Annotated in this window: 14 protein-coding genes and 6 tRNA genes; 1 reads left to right on the plus strand and 19 read right to left on the minus strand. The window is 41.9% G+C overall.

All coding sequences use genetic code 11. The features are described 5' to 3' along the window. The first annotated feature begins 236 nt into the window (after window positions 1-236). Complete coding sequence (locus tag CBG49_RS00170; protein ID WP_088592858.1) at window positions 237-914, plus strand: porin family protein; 678 nt, start codon at window positions 237-239, stop codon at window positions 912-914. A gap of 157 nt (window positions 915-1,071) precedes the next feature. Here CBG49_RS00170 and CBG49_RS00175 read toward each other — a convergent pair. The 19 genes from CBG49_RS00175 to CBG49_RS00265 all read right to left on the minus strand — a co-directional run bounded on the left by CBG49_RS00175 (window position 1,072) and on the right by CBG49_RS00265 (window position 16,227). Next, window positions 1,072-1,144, minus strand: a tRNA-Phe gene (locus CBG49_RS00175). A 102-nt stretch (window positions 1,145-1,246) separates the two neighbouring features. Next, on the minus strand, window positions 1,247-2,272 hold the full coding sequence (gene fbp / locus CBG49_RS00180) for a class 1 fructose-bisphosphatase (RefSeq protein WP_088592859.1): 1,026 nt from the start codon (window positions 2,270-2,272) through the stop codon (window positions 1,247-1,249). Between the two features lie 58 nt (window positions 2,273-2,330). Continuing rightward, complete coding sequence (locus CBG49_RS00185) at window positions 2,331-3,047, minus strand: pyridoxine 5'-phosphate synthase (protein ID WP_088592860.1); 717 nt, start codon at window positions 3,045-3,047, stop codon at window positions 2,331-2,333. A gap of 11 nt (window positions 3,048-3,058) precedes the next feature. Further along, window positions 3,059-3,562 (minus strand): hypothetical protein, encoded by a 504-nt coding sequence (locus CBG49_RS00190; RefSeq protein ID WP_009414444.1) that lies wholly within the window; start codon window positions 3,560-3,562, stop codon window positions 3,059-3,061. A 12-nt stretch (window positions 3,563-3,574) separates the two neighbouring features. Then, window positions 3,575-3,814: a NifU family protein gene (locus CBG49_RS00195; protein WP_193433084.1), complete on the minus strand. Its 240-nt coding sequence runs from the start codon at window positions 3,812-3,814 to the stop codon at window positions 3,575-3,577. A gap of 83 nt (window positions 3,815-3,897) precedes the next feature. Then, on the minus strand, window positions 3,898-5,019 hold the full coding sequence (locus CBG49_RS00200) for an Mrp/NBP35 family ATP-binding protein (RefSeq protein ID WP_088592861.1): 1,122 nt from the start codon (window positions 5,017-5,019) through the stop codon (window positions 3,898-3,900). 708 nt (window positions 5,020-5,727) lie between these two features. Next, window positions 5,728-5,991 (minus strand): PIN domain-containing protein, encoded by a 264-nt coding sequence (locus CBG49_RS15955; RefSeq protein WP_227002921.1) that lies wholly within the window; start codon window positions 5,989-5,991, stop codon window positions 5,728-5,730. Beyond that, window positions 5,988-6,251, minus strand: coding sequence for a hypothetical protein (locus CBG49_RS00210; RefSeq protein WP_088592862.1), 264 nt, complete (start codon window positions 6,249-6,251; stop codon window positions 5,988-5,990). Before CBG49_RS00210 ends, CBG49_RS15955 begins: the two co-directional genes overlap by 4 nt. 267 nt (window positions 6,252-6,518) lie before the next feature. Then, a tRNA-Trp gene (locus tag CBG49_RS00215) sits at window positions 6,519-6,589 on the minus strand. Window positions 6,590-6,666: 77 nt separating this feature from the next. Beyond that, window positions 6,667-7,854 carry an elongation factor Tu gene (tuf, locus tag CBG49_RS00220; RefSeq protein ID WP_034575764.1) on the minus strand — a complete coding sequence of 396 codons (1,188 nt, stop codon included), beginning with the start codon at window positions 7,852-7,854 and terminating at the stop codon, window positions 6,667-6,669. Between the two features lie 65 nt (window positions 7,855-7,919). Then, window positions 7,920-7,991 (minus strand) — tRNA-Thr (locus tag CBG49_RS00225). A gap of 12 nt (window positions 7,992-8,003) precedes the next feature. Beyond that, window positions 8,004-8,076 (minus strand) — tRNA-Gly (locus CBG49_RS00230). Between the two features lie 20 nt (window positions 8,077-8,096). Continuing rightward, window positions 8,097-8,178 (minus strand) — tRNA-Tyr (locus tag CBG49_RS00235). Between the two features lie 41 nt (window positions 8,179-8,219). Continuing rightward, window positions 8,220-8,293, minus strand: a tRNA-Thr gene (locus CBG49_RS00240). 251 nt (window positions 8,294-8,544) lie between these two features. Beyond that, complete coding sequence (locus CBG49_RS15695) at window positions 8,545-8,733, minus strand: hypothetical protein (RefSeq protein ID WP_157668331.1); 189 nt, start codon at window positions 8,731-8,733, stop codon at window positions 8,545-8,547. A 128-nt stretch (window positions 8,734-8,861) separates the two neighbouring features. Beyond that, entirely contained in the window at window positions 8,862-11,147 is a 2,286-nt protein-coding gene (gene bglX, locus CBG49_RS00250) for a beta-glucosidase BglX (RefSeq protein ID WP_088592864.1), read from the minus strand. Between the two features lie 168 nt (window positions 11,148-11,315). Further along, a complete protein-coding gene (locus CBG49_RS00255) occupies window positions 11,316-12,959 on the minus strand; it encodes a family 16 glycosylhydrolase (RefSeq protein WP_088592865.1) in 1,644 nt (547 codons plus the stop codon). A gap of 209 nt (window positions 12,960-13,168) precedes the next feature. Beyond that, the gene (locus CBG49_RS00260; RefSeq protein ID WP_088592866.1) at window positions 13,169-14,713 is read right to left on the minus strand and encodes a PKD domain-containing protein; all 1,545 of its coding nucleotides are present in this window, start codon (window positions 14,711-14,713) and stop codon (window positions 13,169-13,171) included. Between the two features lie 32 nt (window positions 14,714-14,745). Further along, on the minus strand, window positions 14,746-16,227 hold the full coding sequence (locus CBG49_RS00265) for a RagB/SusD family nutrient uptake outer membrane protein (RefSeq protein WP_088592867.1): 1,482 nt from the start codon (window positions 16,225-16,227) through the stop codon (window positions 14,746-14,748). Window positions 16,228-16,256 lie beyond the last annotated feature (29 nt).

Raw genomic sequence — 16,256 nt, forward strand, 5'->3', positions numbered from 1 at the left:
AACGCCCCTACATAACACACTCTAAAAGTGATTGACTATCAAAGTAATCAACTTTGCCAAAGGTCGTAGCACGACAAGCAATTAAAACTTTGGCAAAGGTCGTAGCACGACGAGCAATTAAAACTTTGGCAAAGTGTAGCGACGCAAATACGATTGGAGAGCTTTAATTTGTGGTTTAGAATTATTTTTGTAACTTTGTAGCTTTAAAATTAGTAAATTTTTAAAAACATTATACAATGAGAAAAACAAAATTATTTTTGGCGGTAGCCCTGCTTTTGGGGATGATGAGTCCTTTGCGCGCACAAGTGAAAATGGGATTGGAAGTAAAGGCAGGTTTGAACATTGCTGGTGTTTATTATTCAGACACTTATGACAGCAAAAGGTCAATCACTCCAGGATTTCACACAGGAGCTTTGGCAAGTGTAAATTTCCCTACAGGATTCTATCTTGAATCGGGGTTATTGCTCACCACCAAAGGACATTCTTACAAGTATAAATACAAAGAAGACAAAGAGAGGTTCCTAAGTGAAAGACATTACAGCTACGGTTATTTAGAGATGCCTTTTTATGCGGGCTATCGCTTAAAGTTGCGAAAAGTAAACTTATTGTGGAAAGCAGGACCTTATGTAGCTGCTGCGTTGTGGGGTAATTCACGTGAAGAGTGGACTCACTACAAGAAGAAAAAGGTAATAGACTACACTGTGAGAAACAGTCATTCATTAATTATTGGTAACAGTACCTCAGATGATTTACGTCCGTTTGATATAGGGTTTAACTTAGCTACAGGCGTAGAAATCAAGCGTTTTACAGCGGGTATTCAATACGGTATAGGTTTCACCGATATACTACCCAGCCGCTCAGAAAGCACTTCTAATCAAGTATTCAGTATTTCGGTAGGGTACAGAATTTTTTAACAACAAACATACTTATACTTTGCCAAAGATACGAGCCGCACGAGCAATTAAGGACTTTGGCAAAGTACTAAATAACAAAAGCCTCAGCGAATGCCGAGGCTTTTGCAATTCCTAATCCTTAAAAATATGAAAAATTTCCTCTATGAAGAAGATCTCGTGGTACCTCCAGGAATCGAACCAGGGACACAAGGATTTTCAGTCCTTTGCTCTACCAACTGAGCTAAGGTACCTGTTGTTTTATCATTACGGCTGCAAAAGTAGTACTATTTTTGAAACTTGCAAAATATTTTGTGAATATTTTGCAAGTTTTTTATCATCTTTTTTATAACTCACTAATAATCAAGTTTATCATTTGGGTATTTTGCCATAAATTCTTCTACCTTTTTCACCATATTTTCTGATCCGCAGAAGAAAGGTACTCTTTGGTGAAGTTCTGTAGGGCGGATATCCATAATGCGCGTATAGCCATCGGAGGCTTTACCACCAGCTTGTTCGGTGAGGAATGCCATAGGGTTGCATTCGTAGAGCAAGCGCAATTTACCGCGTGGCGTACGCGTTCCCGAAGGGTAGATATAAATACCACCTTTGAGCATATTGCGGTGAAAATCGGAGACTAAGGAGCCTATATAACGCGAAGTATAAGGGCGATCGCCTTCTAAGGCTTGGCAATACTTGAGATAATCCTTCACTCCTTGTGGAAAATGCACGTAATTCCCTTCGTTGATGGAGTAGATGGTACCATCTTTAGGATACTGCATATTAGGGTGAGAGAGGTAGTAAGTACCGATAGAGGGGTCGAGGGTGAAGCCATTTACCCCGTGACCGGTAGTATAAACAAGCATTGTAGAAAGTCCGTAAACCACATAACCTGCTGCTACTTGCTTGTTACCCTCTTGCAAAAAGTCTTCTAATTGTACGGGAGTCCCTACTGGAGTTACGCGTCTATAGATAGAGAAGATTGTACCGACAGTTACATTTACATCGGCGTTGCTAGAGCCATCGAGAGGGTCGATGAGCACAACGTACTTGCTGTTAGGGCTGTTCTCGGAAGAGGCAATGGGAATGAAAAACTCGTTTTCTTCGGAAGCAATGCCACATACTACATCGCGCTGAGTAAGGGCACGGATAAAGAGGTCGTTAGCGAAAACGTCTAACTTTTTCTGCACTTCGCCTTGGATATTTTCTTTGCCCATATCGCCCAAAATATCCTCAACGAGTCCCGCTTTGTTTACTTCGCGGTTTACTAACTTAGAGGCTAATTTAATAGCACTCAGCAAACGTGAGAGTTCGCCAGTTGAATGTTGGAAGTCCTTCTGATTTTGGATGATGAACTCCCCTAAAGTAAGATGTGTTTTCATTTTGTTGATATGTTAATGTATTAGTTTCTTAATTTAGTGCGAGCTCTATGAAAATTTGCTAATTAGCTAATTTTCCAAGGTATAGCTGGATTACATTTTCTAAACCTAAATAAAGAGCTTCGCAAATAAGTGCGTGACCTATAGAAACTTCTAAGAGGTTAGGTATTTGCTCTCTAAAATATTTTACGTTGTCCAAACTCAAGTCGTGACCTGCATTGAGTCCTAAGCCTACTTTTTGGGCTTCTAAGGCAGCTTTTACGTAGGGTTCAACAGCAGCTTTGTTACCGTGTGCATAGGCACTTGCATAGCCTTCGGTATAGAGTTCTACACGATCGGTACCGGTAGCGGCAGCGGCAGTTACCATTGCCTCGACAGGGTCTACGAATAGTGAGGTACGAATACCGTTGCGTTTGAACTCGGTTACTACTTCGGTTAAAAAATCTTTGTGTTTAACAGTGTCCCAACCGGCATTAGAGGTGATTGCGTCTTCGGCATCGGGGACGAGGGTAACTTGGGTAGGTTTGACTTGCAAGACCAAGTCGATGAATTTAGGGATGGGATTTCCTTCGATATTGTATTCGGTAGTTATTACTTTTAGCAAATCGAAGGCATCTTGATAGCGGATGTGGCGTTCATCGGGGCGGGGGTGGATAGTTACCCCTTCAGCGCCAAAGCGTTGCACATCTTTGGCTACTTGTAATAAATCGGGCATATTGCCACCGCGTGCATTGCGCAAGGTAGCTATTTTGTTGATATTTACACTTAATTTTGTCATTAATTCTGTTTTTAAGGGTTTGTAGGTTCTATTTCCTGTTCTTGTTCTTGTTGTTCTACTTCTTGACGGAGGATAGAATCCTGTTTATTAGGGGTTACCCTATAAGCTTTGGGGTCGTATTTAGGGTCGGAGATGTTGAAGCTGGCGGTATCCTTATCGTGTTGAGGTTTCAGGTCACCGACGAGTACTTTTTTGATAGAGGCTAAATACTTGTCGTTATCTTGAATTTTTTGCTCTAAGGAATCTACTTTGAAGAGCAGTCCGAGAGTTTCGCGTTTGTTTTCGACGGCAGTATAGCCTAAGATATACTGGCGCAGAGGGGAATAGATAATCAGTATTGTAGTGAGCACAATGAGTACAAAGGCAAAGAGAGAACCAAAGACGAAGATATTGAGACGGCTCAATCGGAAGGAAGTTTTTTCCTCGTAGGTACTATCGTCCATTACTATCAAGCGGTATTTGCTAAGCCACTTGCGTTTCCAATATTCTTTACGCGATTCTTTATTCGTTGCCATAGTACTAAGGTTTTATTCTACACTGATTACTTTTTCGATTTGAGGTACATACTCTTTGATAGTCATTTCGACACCGCTTTTAAGGGTAATTTGATTGACGGAGCAGTTGGTGCAAGTACCTTCTAAGCGTACTTTTACGATTTTTCCGTCTTCGATATCAACGAGAGTAATATCGCCGCCGTCGTTTTGCAAATAGGGGCGTATTTTATCTAAAGCTTTTATCACTTCTTGTTTAAGTTCTTCCATTTTTATCAGGTAATTGGTAACAAGTAACAGGTAACAAGTATGTTGTTGCTGATTATTGTCTGTTTAATTATTAATTATTGTTTTTATTGTTAATTACTGCTGCATCCTGCGGTATTGGTGATTCTGATAGCTTCGGAAGGAGGTAGTGTTTCGTTGCGTTCTACGACACTTTTCACGACCTCTTGAGCTAAAGTACGGAAGGCATTTGCTTGAGGAGTACCATCTTGTAGCACTGTGGGTCGGCCTTCGTCGCTTGCTTCGCGTATGCCTTGTACTAAGGGAATTTCGCCTAAGAAAGGCACGTTCAAATCGGCAGCGAGGTTTTTAGCGCCTTCTTTGCCAAAGATGTAATACTTGTTATTAGGCAATTCTTCTGGGGTGAAATATGCCATATTTTCTACAATCCCCAATACAGGTACATTGATATTTTCTTGTTTGAACATCGCTACTCCACGGCGGGCATCGGCGAGGGCTATTTTTTGGGGGGTGCTCACTACTACGGCACCCGTAATAGGCAATGCTTGCATAATACTCAAGTGAATATCGCCTGTTCCTGGAGGAAGGTCGATGAGGAGGAAATCGAGTTCTCCCCAATAGGATTCAAAAATGAGTTGGTTAAGTGCTTTGGACGCCATAGGGCCTCGCCATATTACTGCCTGATTGGCATTGGTAAAGAACCCAATAGAGAGGATTTTTACACCGTAGTTTTCTATGGGTTGAATGAACGATTTGCCATTGATAGCCACCGATTGAGGTCGGTTATCTGCTACATCGAACATCATAGGGATAGAGGGTCCATAGACATCGGCATCGAGGAGGCCTACTTTGAAGCCCATTTTGGCGAGAGCGGCAGCTAAGTTGGCAGTTACGGTGCTCTTCCCTACCCCACCTTTGCCTGAGGCAACAGCGATAATATTTTGGATGCCTGGTATAGGTTTCCCTTTGATTTCGGGCACTTCGGGGGCGATGACTTTCACATTCACTACTACTTTGGCTTTCTCGTGTACTTCGCCGTGAATGGCTTTCATCACTTCTACTTCAGTGCGTTTTTTAGCTTGTAGACTTGGGTTATTGATTACTACATCTACTACTACTTCATCTCCAAATACTACTATATTTTGTACAGCGCCGCTATCGACCATATTTTTTCCTTCACCAGGAGCGGTAATTTTGCGAAGCGCTTCTAATACATCTTTTTTTTGAATATTCATTTGTTTTTAGTTAAGAGGTAAGAATTTATTACACTCTTATTTCTATTTTTTATTTCTGTTATTATAGTCAAATAAATTAAATAGCTTATTTTTTAGAGGGCGATTTGCAAATCGCCCCTACGGCATACCTAAAAAGCTACTGATTTTATTAAAGTAATCAACTTTAGCAAAGTGAAGCGACCTATCTTCGTTACAAAAGTTTTGTATGGACATTGACAGCCATCTCTATTGGATTTCACGGATTATGATGCAAAAGAGCTAACCTATGTTCTAATGTGAAATCTGAGCTAATGATTCTTTATTTGAAAGGCAAAGATATAACTTTTTTATTTATTATCAAAACATTTAGCGGTTTTTAGTGCGAACTGCACGGGCAGATAGAGGGTGCGGTAGGAGATAGCCCCCGAACCCCCGAAAGGGGACAAGCTGGAAAAAGATGGTGAGAGGGGTGGGAGCGGTGGGGTGCGAGCCGCACAGGCAGGTGGTGGGAGGGGTGAAAAGGAAAAACTCTGTCAGAGTTTTGGGACTTTGACAAAGTTTATTTATTAATCATTTTTATACTTATCAATATGTTCTATCAAACCAATTTTCTACTTCTAGGTTCTCTATAAATCTAAAATCTTTAATATTATCAGTTACTAAAGTCAAGTTATAAAAAAGAGCTGTAACTCCTATCATTAAATCAAATTCATCGTGCATTGGAGTTCCTTATTTTCTAAGTTTTACTTTTATTTTTGCATATTCATCTCCTATTTCTGAAATAGGAAGAATCTTAATCCCGTTTAAAAAATTATTAACTGCCTTATGAGACTTTTCAGGATTGAGACTATTTTCAGCTCCATATTTCAACTCAAAAGCTGTTAGTTCAGAAATAAAACAATTCTCATAACCTTTTTCTTTAATAATTTCATCTAAGTTTAACTTTCCCCTGAGGAAAAACACACAGATATTTGTATCTAATAGGTATTTCATAATTCCAAAGATAAATCGCGATTTCTGAAACTTCTACTTTCTTTTATATCAGTGATAATTTCTTCGGCTGTTTGCTCGCTGGAGAAAGCTCCAAAAGAACTGAAAAAACTTTTTTCTCTTTCCATTTTTTCAGCATCTATAGTATCTTCTTTTAAGGAGTCGGCTATTTTTTTAATAAGCTCTACCTTTTCTAATCTACTTAAAGTATTTAAAAGATTGGTATAAGTATCCACACGATTATAGGGGGTATAATTCAACATCTTTATTAACTTTTATTTGAAAGGCAAAGATATAACTTTTTTATTTATTATCAAAACATTTAGTGGTTTTTAGTGCGAACTGCACGGGCAGATAGGGAAAGCGGTGGGAGATAGCCCCCGACTCACTTACTCGGCAATTGCCGACAACCCCGAAGGGGGACAAGCTGGAAAAAGATGGTGAGAGGGGTGGGAGCGGTGGGAGTGTAAAAAAGGAAAAACTTTGTCAGAGTTTTGGGACTTTGACAAAGTTTATTTAGATTTTTATAGCACGGGTGGAGGGATTCGAACCCCCATCAACGGTTTTGGAGACCGCTATTCTACCCTTGAACTACACCCGTATTTTAAAAAAGTTTTGAGTTTTTAGAACCCAAAACTTTTTTGTATGATTGTTATAACTTAAATTCTAAGTTAGAAATTAGTCAAGGATTTCAGTTACTTGACCAGCACCTACTGTACGACCACCTTCGCGGATAGCGAAACGGAGACCTACGTTAAGAGCGATAGGTTGCAACAATTCTACTTCGATAGTTACGTTATCACCTGGCATAACCATATCAACACCTGGTTGCAAGTGGATAGTACCGGTTACGTCGGTAGTACGTACGTAGAATTGAGGACGGTAGTTGTTGTGGAATGGAGTGTGACGACCTCCTTCTTCTTTAGAAAGGATATACACCTCAGCTTTGAATTTAGCGTGTGGAGTTACAGAACCTGGTTTGCAGATTACCATACCACGTTTGATGTCTTTTTTGTCGATACCACGGAGCAACAAACCAACGTTGTCACCAGCTTCACCACGGTCGAGGATTTTGCGGAACATTTCAACCCCAGTAATAGTAGAGGTCAATTTTTCAGCACCCATACCGATGATTTCAACTGCATCACCTGTTTTAGCTTCACCAGTTTCGATACGACCAGTAGCAACGGTACCACGACCGGTGATAGTGAACACGTCTTCAATAGGCATCAAGAATGGTTTATCGATGTCACGAGTTGGAAGTTCGATCCATTTATCAACAGCATCCATAAGGGCGAGTACAGTGTCAACCCATTTTTTCTCACCGTTAAGAGCACCAAGAGCAGATCCTTGGATGATAGGAGTGTTGTCACCGTCGTATTGGTAAGAGCTCAAAAGTTCACGCATTTCGAGTTCTACGAGTTCCAATAATTCAGGGTCATCAACCATATCAACTTTGTTCATAAACACAACGATACGAGGAATACCTACTTGGCGACCGAGAAGGATGTGCTCACGAGTTTGAGGCATAGGTCCGTCGGTAGCGGCAACTACGAGGATAGCGCCGTCCATTTGGGCAGCACCAGTAATCATATTTTTCACGTAGTCGGCGTGGCCAGGACAGTCAACGTGTGCATAGTGACGAGTAGCTGTTTGATATTCTACGTGAGAGGTATTAATGGTAATACCGCGTTCTTTTTCTTCTGGAGCGTTATCGATTGAATCGAAGCTACGAACTTCTGAAAGACCAGCGTCAGCTAATACTTTAGTAATAGCGGCTGTCAAAGTAGTTTTACCGTGGTCTACGTGTCCAATTGTACCAATATTCAAGTGGGGTTTGGAACGATCAAATGTTTCTTTTGCCATTTTAAATAAATTTTAAATCTTAGTTATATAAATGAGTGTTTGATGTGTGTACAAAAGATAATATGAGCTGATGACGAGATTTGAACTCGTGACCTCTTCCTTACCAAGGAAGTGCTCTACCCCTGAGCTACATCAGCATACACAAAAAGAGCGGGAGACGAGGTTCGAACTCGCGACATTCAGCTTGGAAGGCTGACGCTCTACCAACTGAGCTACTCCCGCAAAAAATAAAAATATGACAGTGGGGAGAACAGGATTCGAACCTGTGAAGGTAAAACCAGCAGATTTACAGTCTGCCCTCGTTGGCCGCTTGAGTATCTCCCCGAGTAAAAAATTTTAAACTATTAAAATATGTACTTATTTTGAGCCGGCAGAGGGATTCGAACCCACGACCCCGAGATTACAAATCACGTGCTCTGGCCAACTGAGCTATGCCGGCGTTTTTGTCTTACAGAGCGCAAAAGTATAACAAATTTTGAAACCTCCAAAATTTTTGAGAGATTTTTTTATGATTTTTGGTAAAATATTTTTTAATATATTGATAATCAGATGGGATATATGGGAGGTATGGAATGAGAATCTCGGAAAGGCGCTGACTCACTTACTCGGCAGGTGGCGAGAGTGTGGGAGCGGTGGGAGCGGTGGGAGTTGTGGGAGCAGTGGGTACTCTTGGAAAGGCTCGGAAAAAACTCAATTATTTTCTTTGAATTCTTTTAGCCATTTTGCGATAATTAGCGCCAGTGGGATTGTTTTTAAAAAACCTTTAGCTAACAAAAAACTAAAACTATCATAAGATTTTATATCTTCTATAAAACTATAGACATATAGTGCTATAAGAATTATTATAAGGGAGCTGAAAAATATTACTTTACTTCTCATATTTCTCTTTATTTTAGGGATAGGTTGTGAGCCGAATAGTCAGTTTATAAAATGACTTTGCCAAAGGTGTAGCAGGATAAGCTATTAAAACCTTTGGCAAAGTTTAGCAATAATGAAAGAAAAAAAATCTACTTTAGTTCAAAATCTTTTTCGTTGCTGTTATCGGCGGAGTGTTGGGCTACCCAGAGTTTGAAAGCGCCGGGTTCGGTTACTTTTTTCAAATCGGCGTTGTAGAAGGCTAAGAGGTCTTCGGTGATTTCAAACTGTACTTGCTTGCTTTCACCTGCCTTGAGAGCCACTTTTTGGAAGCCTTTGAGCTCTTTCACCGGACGGGTTACACTACCTACCAAATCGCGAATATACAATTGCACTACTATTTCACCATCGCGCTTGCCGGTATTGGCTACTTGGGCTGTAACAGTGAGTTTACCTCCTTTGCTGAGGGTGGCACTGCTGAGTTGTACATTACTAATATTAAAGGTGGTGTAGCTCATTCCGTAACCAAAAGGATAGAGTGGTGTGACAGGCGCATCCTCATATTTAGAACGGTAATCAACTGTTGGGTTATTAGGATCAACGGGGCGACCAGTGTTCTTGTGATTGTAATAGATAGGCACTTGCCCAACATTACGAGGGAAACTCATCACCAAACGCCCTGAAGGGTTGTAGTTACCTGATAATACATCGGCGATGCCATAACCTGACTGGGTACCAGGAAACCATACTTGTAAAATAGCATCGGCTAATTCACTTTCTTCACTGAGGTCGAGCGGACGACCGCTATACACTAATAACACTATAGGTTTGCCTGTTTGTTTGAGAGCGCGGAGCAATTCACGTTGAGGAGCGCGCAAACGTATATCGGTAAGGCAAGCGGATTCACCAGACCAGTTATAGTCTTCACCTAAGGCTACTACTGCTACATCGGCGGTACGTGCGGTGGCTACTGCTTTGGCTATATCGGCAGAAGTTGTGGCGGTAAGTGTACAACCTTTGGCATAGCTAAACTGCACCTTACTATCTTTATACACTTCTTGTAATCCTTTGAAAAGAGAAGCGCTGAGTTCACGGTCGCCGCGACCTTGCCATTCGCCATTTTGGTTAATAGAATCTTTTATCATAGGGCCTATAAGGGCTACCTTTTTCGGCATATCGGGAGTGATAGGCAATACCTCGGCGTTGTTTTTGAGCAATACCACCGATTTAGCAACGGCAGTGCGGGCTACTTGCAAGAACTCCGGTTTCATAAGGGTTGTTTTAGCGCGATTTTCATCAAGGAACTTATAAGGGTCGTCAAACAAGCCCAATACGAATTTCATTTCCAAGATACGGCGTACAGCGGTGTTGATAGTCTCTTCTTTTACCTTACCCTCTTCGACTGATTTTTTGAGGTGCTTGATAAAGTTAGCGCCTGTCATATCCATATCAATACCAGCATTGATTGCTAACTCGGCAGCGTGCTTATTATCAACCGCAACACCGTGAGGAACTAGTTCGTTAATACCGGTATAATCGGTTACTACAAAGCCTTTAAAGCCCCATTGCTTACGAAGGATATCGGTCATTAGGTAGCGATTGGCAGTTGCAGGGATACCGTTCACCTCGTTGAAGGAAGCCATTACGGTGCCCACTCCTGCATCGATTGCTGCTTTATAAGGTGGTAGATAGGCATTCCAAAGGGTGTGCTGAGAGAGCTCGGCAGTATTGTAGTCGCGCCCTGCTTCGGCAGCACCATAGGCAGCAAAGTGTTTTACACACGCTAAGACAGTATTGGTTTTGCTAAGCGAATGCCAGTCGGTTCCCCCTTGAAAACCTTGTACGCGAGCTTTGGCGATTTCACTTCCCAAGAAAGGATCTTCGCCAGCGCCTTCCATCACACGCCCCCAGCGTGGGTCGCGAGCGAGGTCGACCATAGGAGCGAACGTCCATTTGATGCCATCGGCGGCAGCTTCTTCGGCAGCAATAGCAGCAGTTTGGCGCATTAGGTCTAAATCCCAAGAGCAGGCTTCGGCAAGCGACATAGGGAATATGGTTTTATAACCGTGAATCACGTCGTAACCAAATAGAATAGGGATACCCAAGCGAGTTTTCTTGACAGCTATATCCTGCAATTTGCGCACCCCAGGCACGGTAACAGCGTTGAACACACTGCCTACGAGACCTTTTTCGAGATAAGGCTGAAAGTCATCGGACATTACGGGGCCTGTAACATCCCAATTAGCGGCAAACTGAGTAAGTTGTCCTATTTTTTCTTCTAAGGTCATTAGCGATAGCAAAGAATCTACCTTGCGTTCGATGTTTTTATCGCCACTGAAGGACTCCCATTTTACAGGGGTTTTATCGTCGGTTTTTGACGAATTGTTACAAGCTACTACAGCAAATAAGACAGTAACAGCACAGATTAATTTCTTCATAAAACTTATTTTAAGGTGAGTTCGCTATAAAACGAGTCTCACGAATTTACACAAAAATGATATATCACGTGGGCGTATACAATACGCCCCTACGTAATGCGACGCAAATATGATTGGTTATGTGGGGCGTATACAATACGCCCCTACATAAAAAGTTTGCGATAGTATTTACTGATAAATTCTCACATAATCGATTTCAAGGCTATCTTCGGTGAAATTATTAGCTACTTGACCTCCCAATGTTCCTCCCATTGCGACGTTTAGAATAAGGAAGAATTTTTGATTGAATGGCAATTTAGCGTTGTTGTCCATTTCGAAATAGTTTTTGTTATCGACTGCAAAGATAATCTTTTTTTCTGTCCACGTCATCGTATAGATATGAAAATCTGCAGAAGTGTTTGCAAATTCAGTTTCTTTGTCGTAATCACCCTGACGGTTGTTATCGGTGTCGTACCAATGGCAAGCGCCGAGTATATGGGTCTTTTTATTACCTTTTTGTTCGAGCATATCTATTTCGCCACATTTAGGCCAGCCGTCGGTAGCGAAGTTATTGCCCAAGAACCACATTGCAGGCCAGGTACCTTTGGCAGCAGGTAATTTGGCTTTGATTTCTACTTTGCCATATTTGAAGCCGTACAAACCTTCAGTTTTGAGTCGTGCAGAAGTATACCCTCCACTGCCATCGGCTTTGGCAGTAATTTTGAGCACACCGTTTTCAACTTTCACATTTTCGGGGTCTTTGGTGTATGTTTGCAACTCGTTATTACCCCAACCATTGCTACCTTTGCCTAAATCATACGTCCATTTTGTCGCATCGGGGGTGCCCGCTTTGTTAAACTCGTCGTACCATACGAGGTTGGTAAAGCTATTTTCGGAAGGTTTGGTAGTGGTAAAAATGTGATACCAAGCAAACTGACTATTAGGTTGCATCACGCGCACGACAAGTTGTGTATCGGTAAGGCTGATGATATCATAAGTGCTTGCTCCTACCCACCAACCGAGCATACCACCATTGGATAGCTCGATAGCTGTACCGCGATAGGCTTTGTTGTCGTACTTACCTTGGGTAGCGGCTTTGGAAGTAGAAGGCACGAAGGACACTTGTTTCTCGCCTGTAATCGTAGGTACTACATCGGTGCCGTGACATTGGTCTTTAGCTACACCTAACACCTCAGCATAAGCTCCTGGTATGAACACGTGGTTGGCAGTTTGTTTATAGGTAATACCATTAGCTGTACGGGTGAAGATAAAGGAATTTTCGAACATACAAGTACGAGTAGGGTCAAATGGTGTTGCTTGCCACCAAGCGGGGTAGCCATATTCGCCATTATCGCCACTTTCTTGAGGACCTAAGCCTGCATATCCCGCTACATTTGCAGCCCAATACCAAGTTTTAGTATCGCCTACATTCTTACCAGCAAGCATATTTTCAGCTTCAGCATCGGAGAAGGAACTATATACTTCCAATTCTAAAGGTACAGAACTCATAGAGCCTCCTGCACCTACAGCACTTACTACCGCTGTGAATTTGTTGGTACCTACTTTGGTATAGCGGTGTTGGATTTTACCAGAAGGAGTCATTTCGGTCTTGCCATCGCCAAAATCGACACGGTAAGAAATGGCGTTTTGGGCGGTTACTACAAAGTTCACCAAACCCGTGCCGTCGCCGTGAGGATGAGTGTTATCAGCCCCCACAATACTGAACGAGGCATTTACATTAGAAGGAGGTGTAAGGTCTCCAAACTCGTGCTTATCTTTACAACTTATAAAGACAAAAGCAACTAATAGGGTTAAAAGATTTAAGGTTTTCATTTCTATTCAATTTAGTTAACGAGAGTTCGGCGTAAGTAATTATTTAACAATTTTTTAATCTCCCACGAATTACACGAATTTTCACGAAATTGGGAGTGCATAAAAGTCTTTATTTTTTATTATCTCACGAATTTTCACCTGACGGTGAATTATTTTGTGAATATATGTTACAAATCTGTAAATCAATATTCTGTTATATCGAACTGACGTTAGTTAAGTGTTATTTCGTCGTAGTAATAAGTGGTATCATCGCCTTTTTCACCAAAGTCGAAGAAAACAACTACTTTAGTATATTTTGCGCTGGTATCAATGCCTGTAAAGTCAAAAGAAAGTTCTTCCCAAGTGTTCTTTTTGGTGATGCGAGCATCTACTTCTTTTGCTTCATCGCTAGTAGCTCCCTCTAATTTCACTTTTACAACAATACCTGTTTTAGGTGACAAGGCTTTTAGCTTCAATACCTTGTGACTTTTCATATCCAAACTTTCGGAAGTGAAGAACGCGCCTGCCCACGTTTCACAACCTTTGGTGCGCACCATTTTTACTACTTTGGCTGTAGTATTACCCACTTTTTTAGGGTTGGCTACTACTTCTACATTTGCCATATTGCCAAAGGTAGTAAATTCGGGAGCTGTACCTTCAAAGTTTTCGATTATCACGATATTCGATTTTTTGTAGAAATACAAGTTGTCGATAAATACCGTACCTTGTCCTACTAATTTGATTTGGTGTACATCGGTGATTACAAATCCTTGTTTGGTGTAGTCGCTTAGCGGAATATCGATGCTTGTCCACTTATCGGCAGTGAGGGTCTTTTTGACAAACTTCTCACCGTCAGCGCCTGTGCTTTTGCTAATCAAATAGATATCTAAAGCTGTAGCATCGGCAGTCCAAACGTCTAAATGCAAGAACTCCATCGCCGATAGGTCGATTTCTCGGGCAAATTGGATACCTTGATAATTGAGGTGAGCGTATTGCAAGATTTCATCGGTGCCTAACTTAAAGAGGTTGTAGGCAGTGGCTTGCCCCCAATTAGGGTTGAAATCGGTGCCTGCTACATTGGTATATCGTCCGCTGAAAAGCGAAACAACCTCTTGTGCTTTGCGAATTGGAGGTTGAGGAGCCGCAGTAGTAGGCTGTTGCAAAGCAATTACTCGTACCGTTTTTTGTACTTTGGTAGTTTGTTTACCAGCACCTTTCACCTCTATCGTAAGGGTGTAAGTACCTATTTGCTTATAAATGTGTGAAACAACTTCACCTATATTACCAGATACCGGTTTTTCATCGGCGCTTTCACCGAAATACACATCGTAAGTAATTGCAAAGTTAGCTTTAGCCGTTACATTCACTTTCTTAGAAACCGCTTGATCGTTAGCCACAGTTACTTCTACATTCTCAGGAGCGCGGAACGACACCTCTAAAGGCAAAGTTGCTTCGGCCTCCTTGCCAGCGATGTTCACGGCTACTATTTTCACTTGGTAACTACCTTCAGCATAAGTGTGTGTTACCGAACCACCTGCTTTCACTGTAGTGGGAGTTGCAGTGCTATCGCCAAAGTAGACCTTGTAGGAGGTTACTCCCGTAGCTATTGGCGTGATGGTTACAGCTCCTGAGTTATCGGTGCTCACCTGAAATTTAGCTGAGACATCGGTAGGAGCCGTGGCATTTTGGACGAAACTGAGATCGTCCTTATCTTTTTCGCAAGCTACCATTCCAATGAGGAGCAGTAGTGCTATTAGGGTTTTGAGTGCTTTCATTTTAATTTAGATAAGAGATAAGAGGTTCGTCATTAATATCCTTGGTTTTGTTGCCAATTGCCGTTGGCGTAACGAATTTCTTCGTGGGGTATGGGGAAGACTTCGTTTTTATTGGCAGTAAAGCCTTGTATTTCGGTACCTTTTCCGGTGCGGACTAAGTCGAAAAAGCGCAAGCCTTCACCTAAGAACTCTACACGGCGTTCTTTCCATATTGCTTCGGTAAGAGCAGTACCCGAAACCGTAATATTGTGATTTTCATCGCCAAAGGCACGTTTGCGCACTTGGTTGAGATAGTCACGAGCACGTTCATCGCTGATATTACCACGGTTGAGTGCTTCGGCAGCCATTAAGAGTACATCGGCATAGCGAATGGCACGATAGTTATTAGGGTTGGTAAGGTTTTGGTCGGGGCTATTGAGGTCGCCTTTGCGAGCAATATATTTTCTATTGAAATAGCCTGTATGTTTGTAACCTTCGGCATAAGTAGCATTGTTAGCGGCTGCCCACGCGACGATATCCAAGATAGCAACATCTTTGCGGAGGTCGCCTGCTTCAAAAGCATCGACAGCTTCTTGCACAGGCACATTGAAACTATAGCCAGAATCGAACACAGGGCCGTTGTAGTTGCGGATACTGTTAAAACCTACCGCTACATTCCCTTTGCTACATTGCAAACAGTCGAAGCTCGCACCTTCAGCATCGGTGTATTGTATCTCGAATACCGATTCAGCACCATTTTCACCTTCTTTTTCAAAGATAGAAGCATAGTCGGTTACAAGAGAATAGGTATTGCTGTGTATCACGGTTTCTAATACTTGAGCAGCTTCGGCAAACTTGTTTTGGTATAAATATACCTTGCCGAGGAGGGCTTGAGCCGCACCTTTGGTAGCACGCCCTACTTGACCGTCGGGTGGTGTTGTAGGCAAGTGAGGAATGGCAGCCAAAAGGTCTTTCTCAATAGAAGCATAGACCTCACTCACAGGGGAACGAGGTATTTTTTGTTCGTCGCCACGTTCAAAGCGTTTGTTTTCTTTAAGAGGAATTGCTCCGAACCATTTCACGAGTTCAAAATTGTAATAAGCGTGAAGGAAATGTGTTTCGGCAATGATCACCTCTTTGCCCTCAAAGGCTGTTTTGTTTTGGAATTCCAAGATATAAGCCGTGCGGTTTACACCAGCAAACATCCAGTCCCACAAGTTTTTGAGTTGTGCATTGACAGGAGTATGAATCATCTGGTCTATTTGCTGAAAGCCTATTACATCCGATGCTCCTTCCCCTCCGCAAAGGGTATTATCGGAGGCAATTTCGCCCATCAATACATTTATATACGTAGAATGCAACAAGTTGTAGGATGCAATCAGCGCATTTTGGTAATCTTCTTTAGAATTGAAGTAACTTTCGGAGTTTATCTCGTACTGTTTGGTTTTGTCGAGAAAATCATCGGAACAAGCAAGGGCAAAGGCGAGGAGCATTAGCCCTACTGTCCATTTTTGTATGTGGTGTATCGTTTTCATTTGTTTATGTTTTTATATGTTATAGAACA

This window comes from Capnocytophaga endodontalis (genome assembly GCF_002209445.1).
Classification (GTDB): Bacteria; Bacteroidota; Bacteroidia; order Flavobacteriales; family Flavobacteriaceae; genus Capnocytophaga; species Capnocytophaga periodontitidis.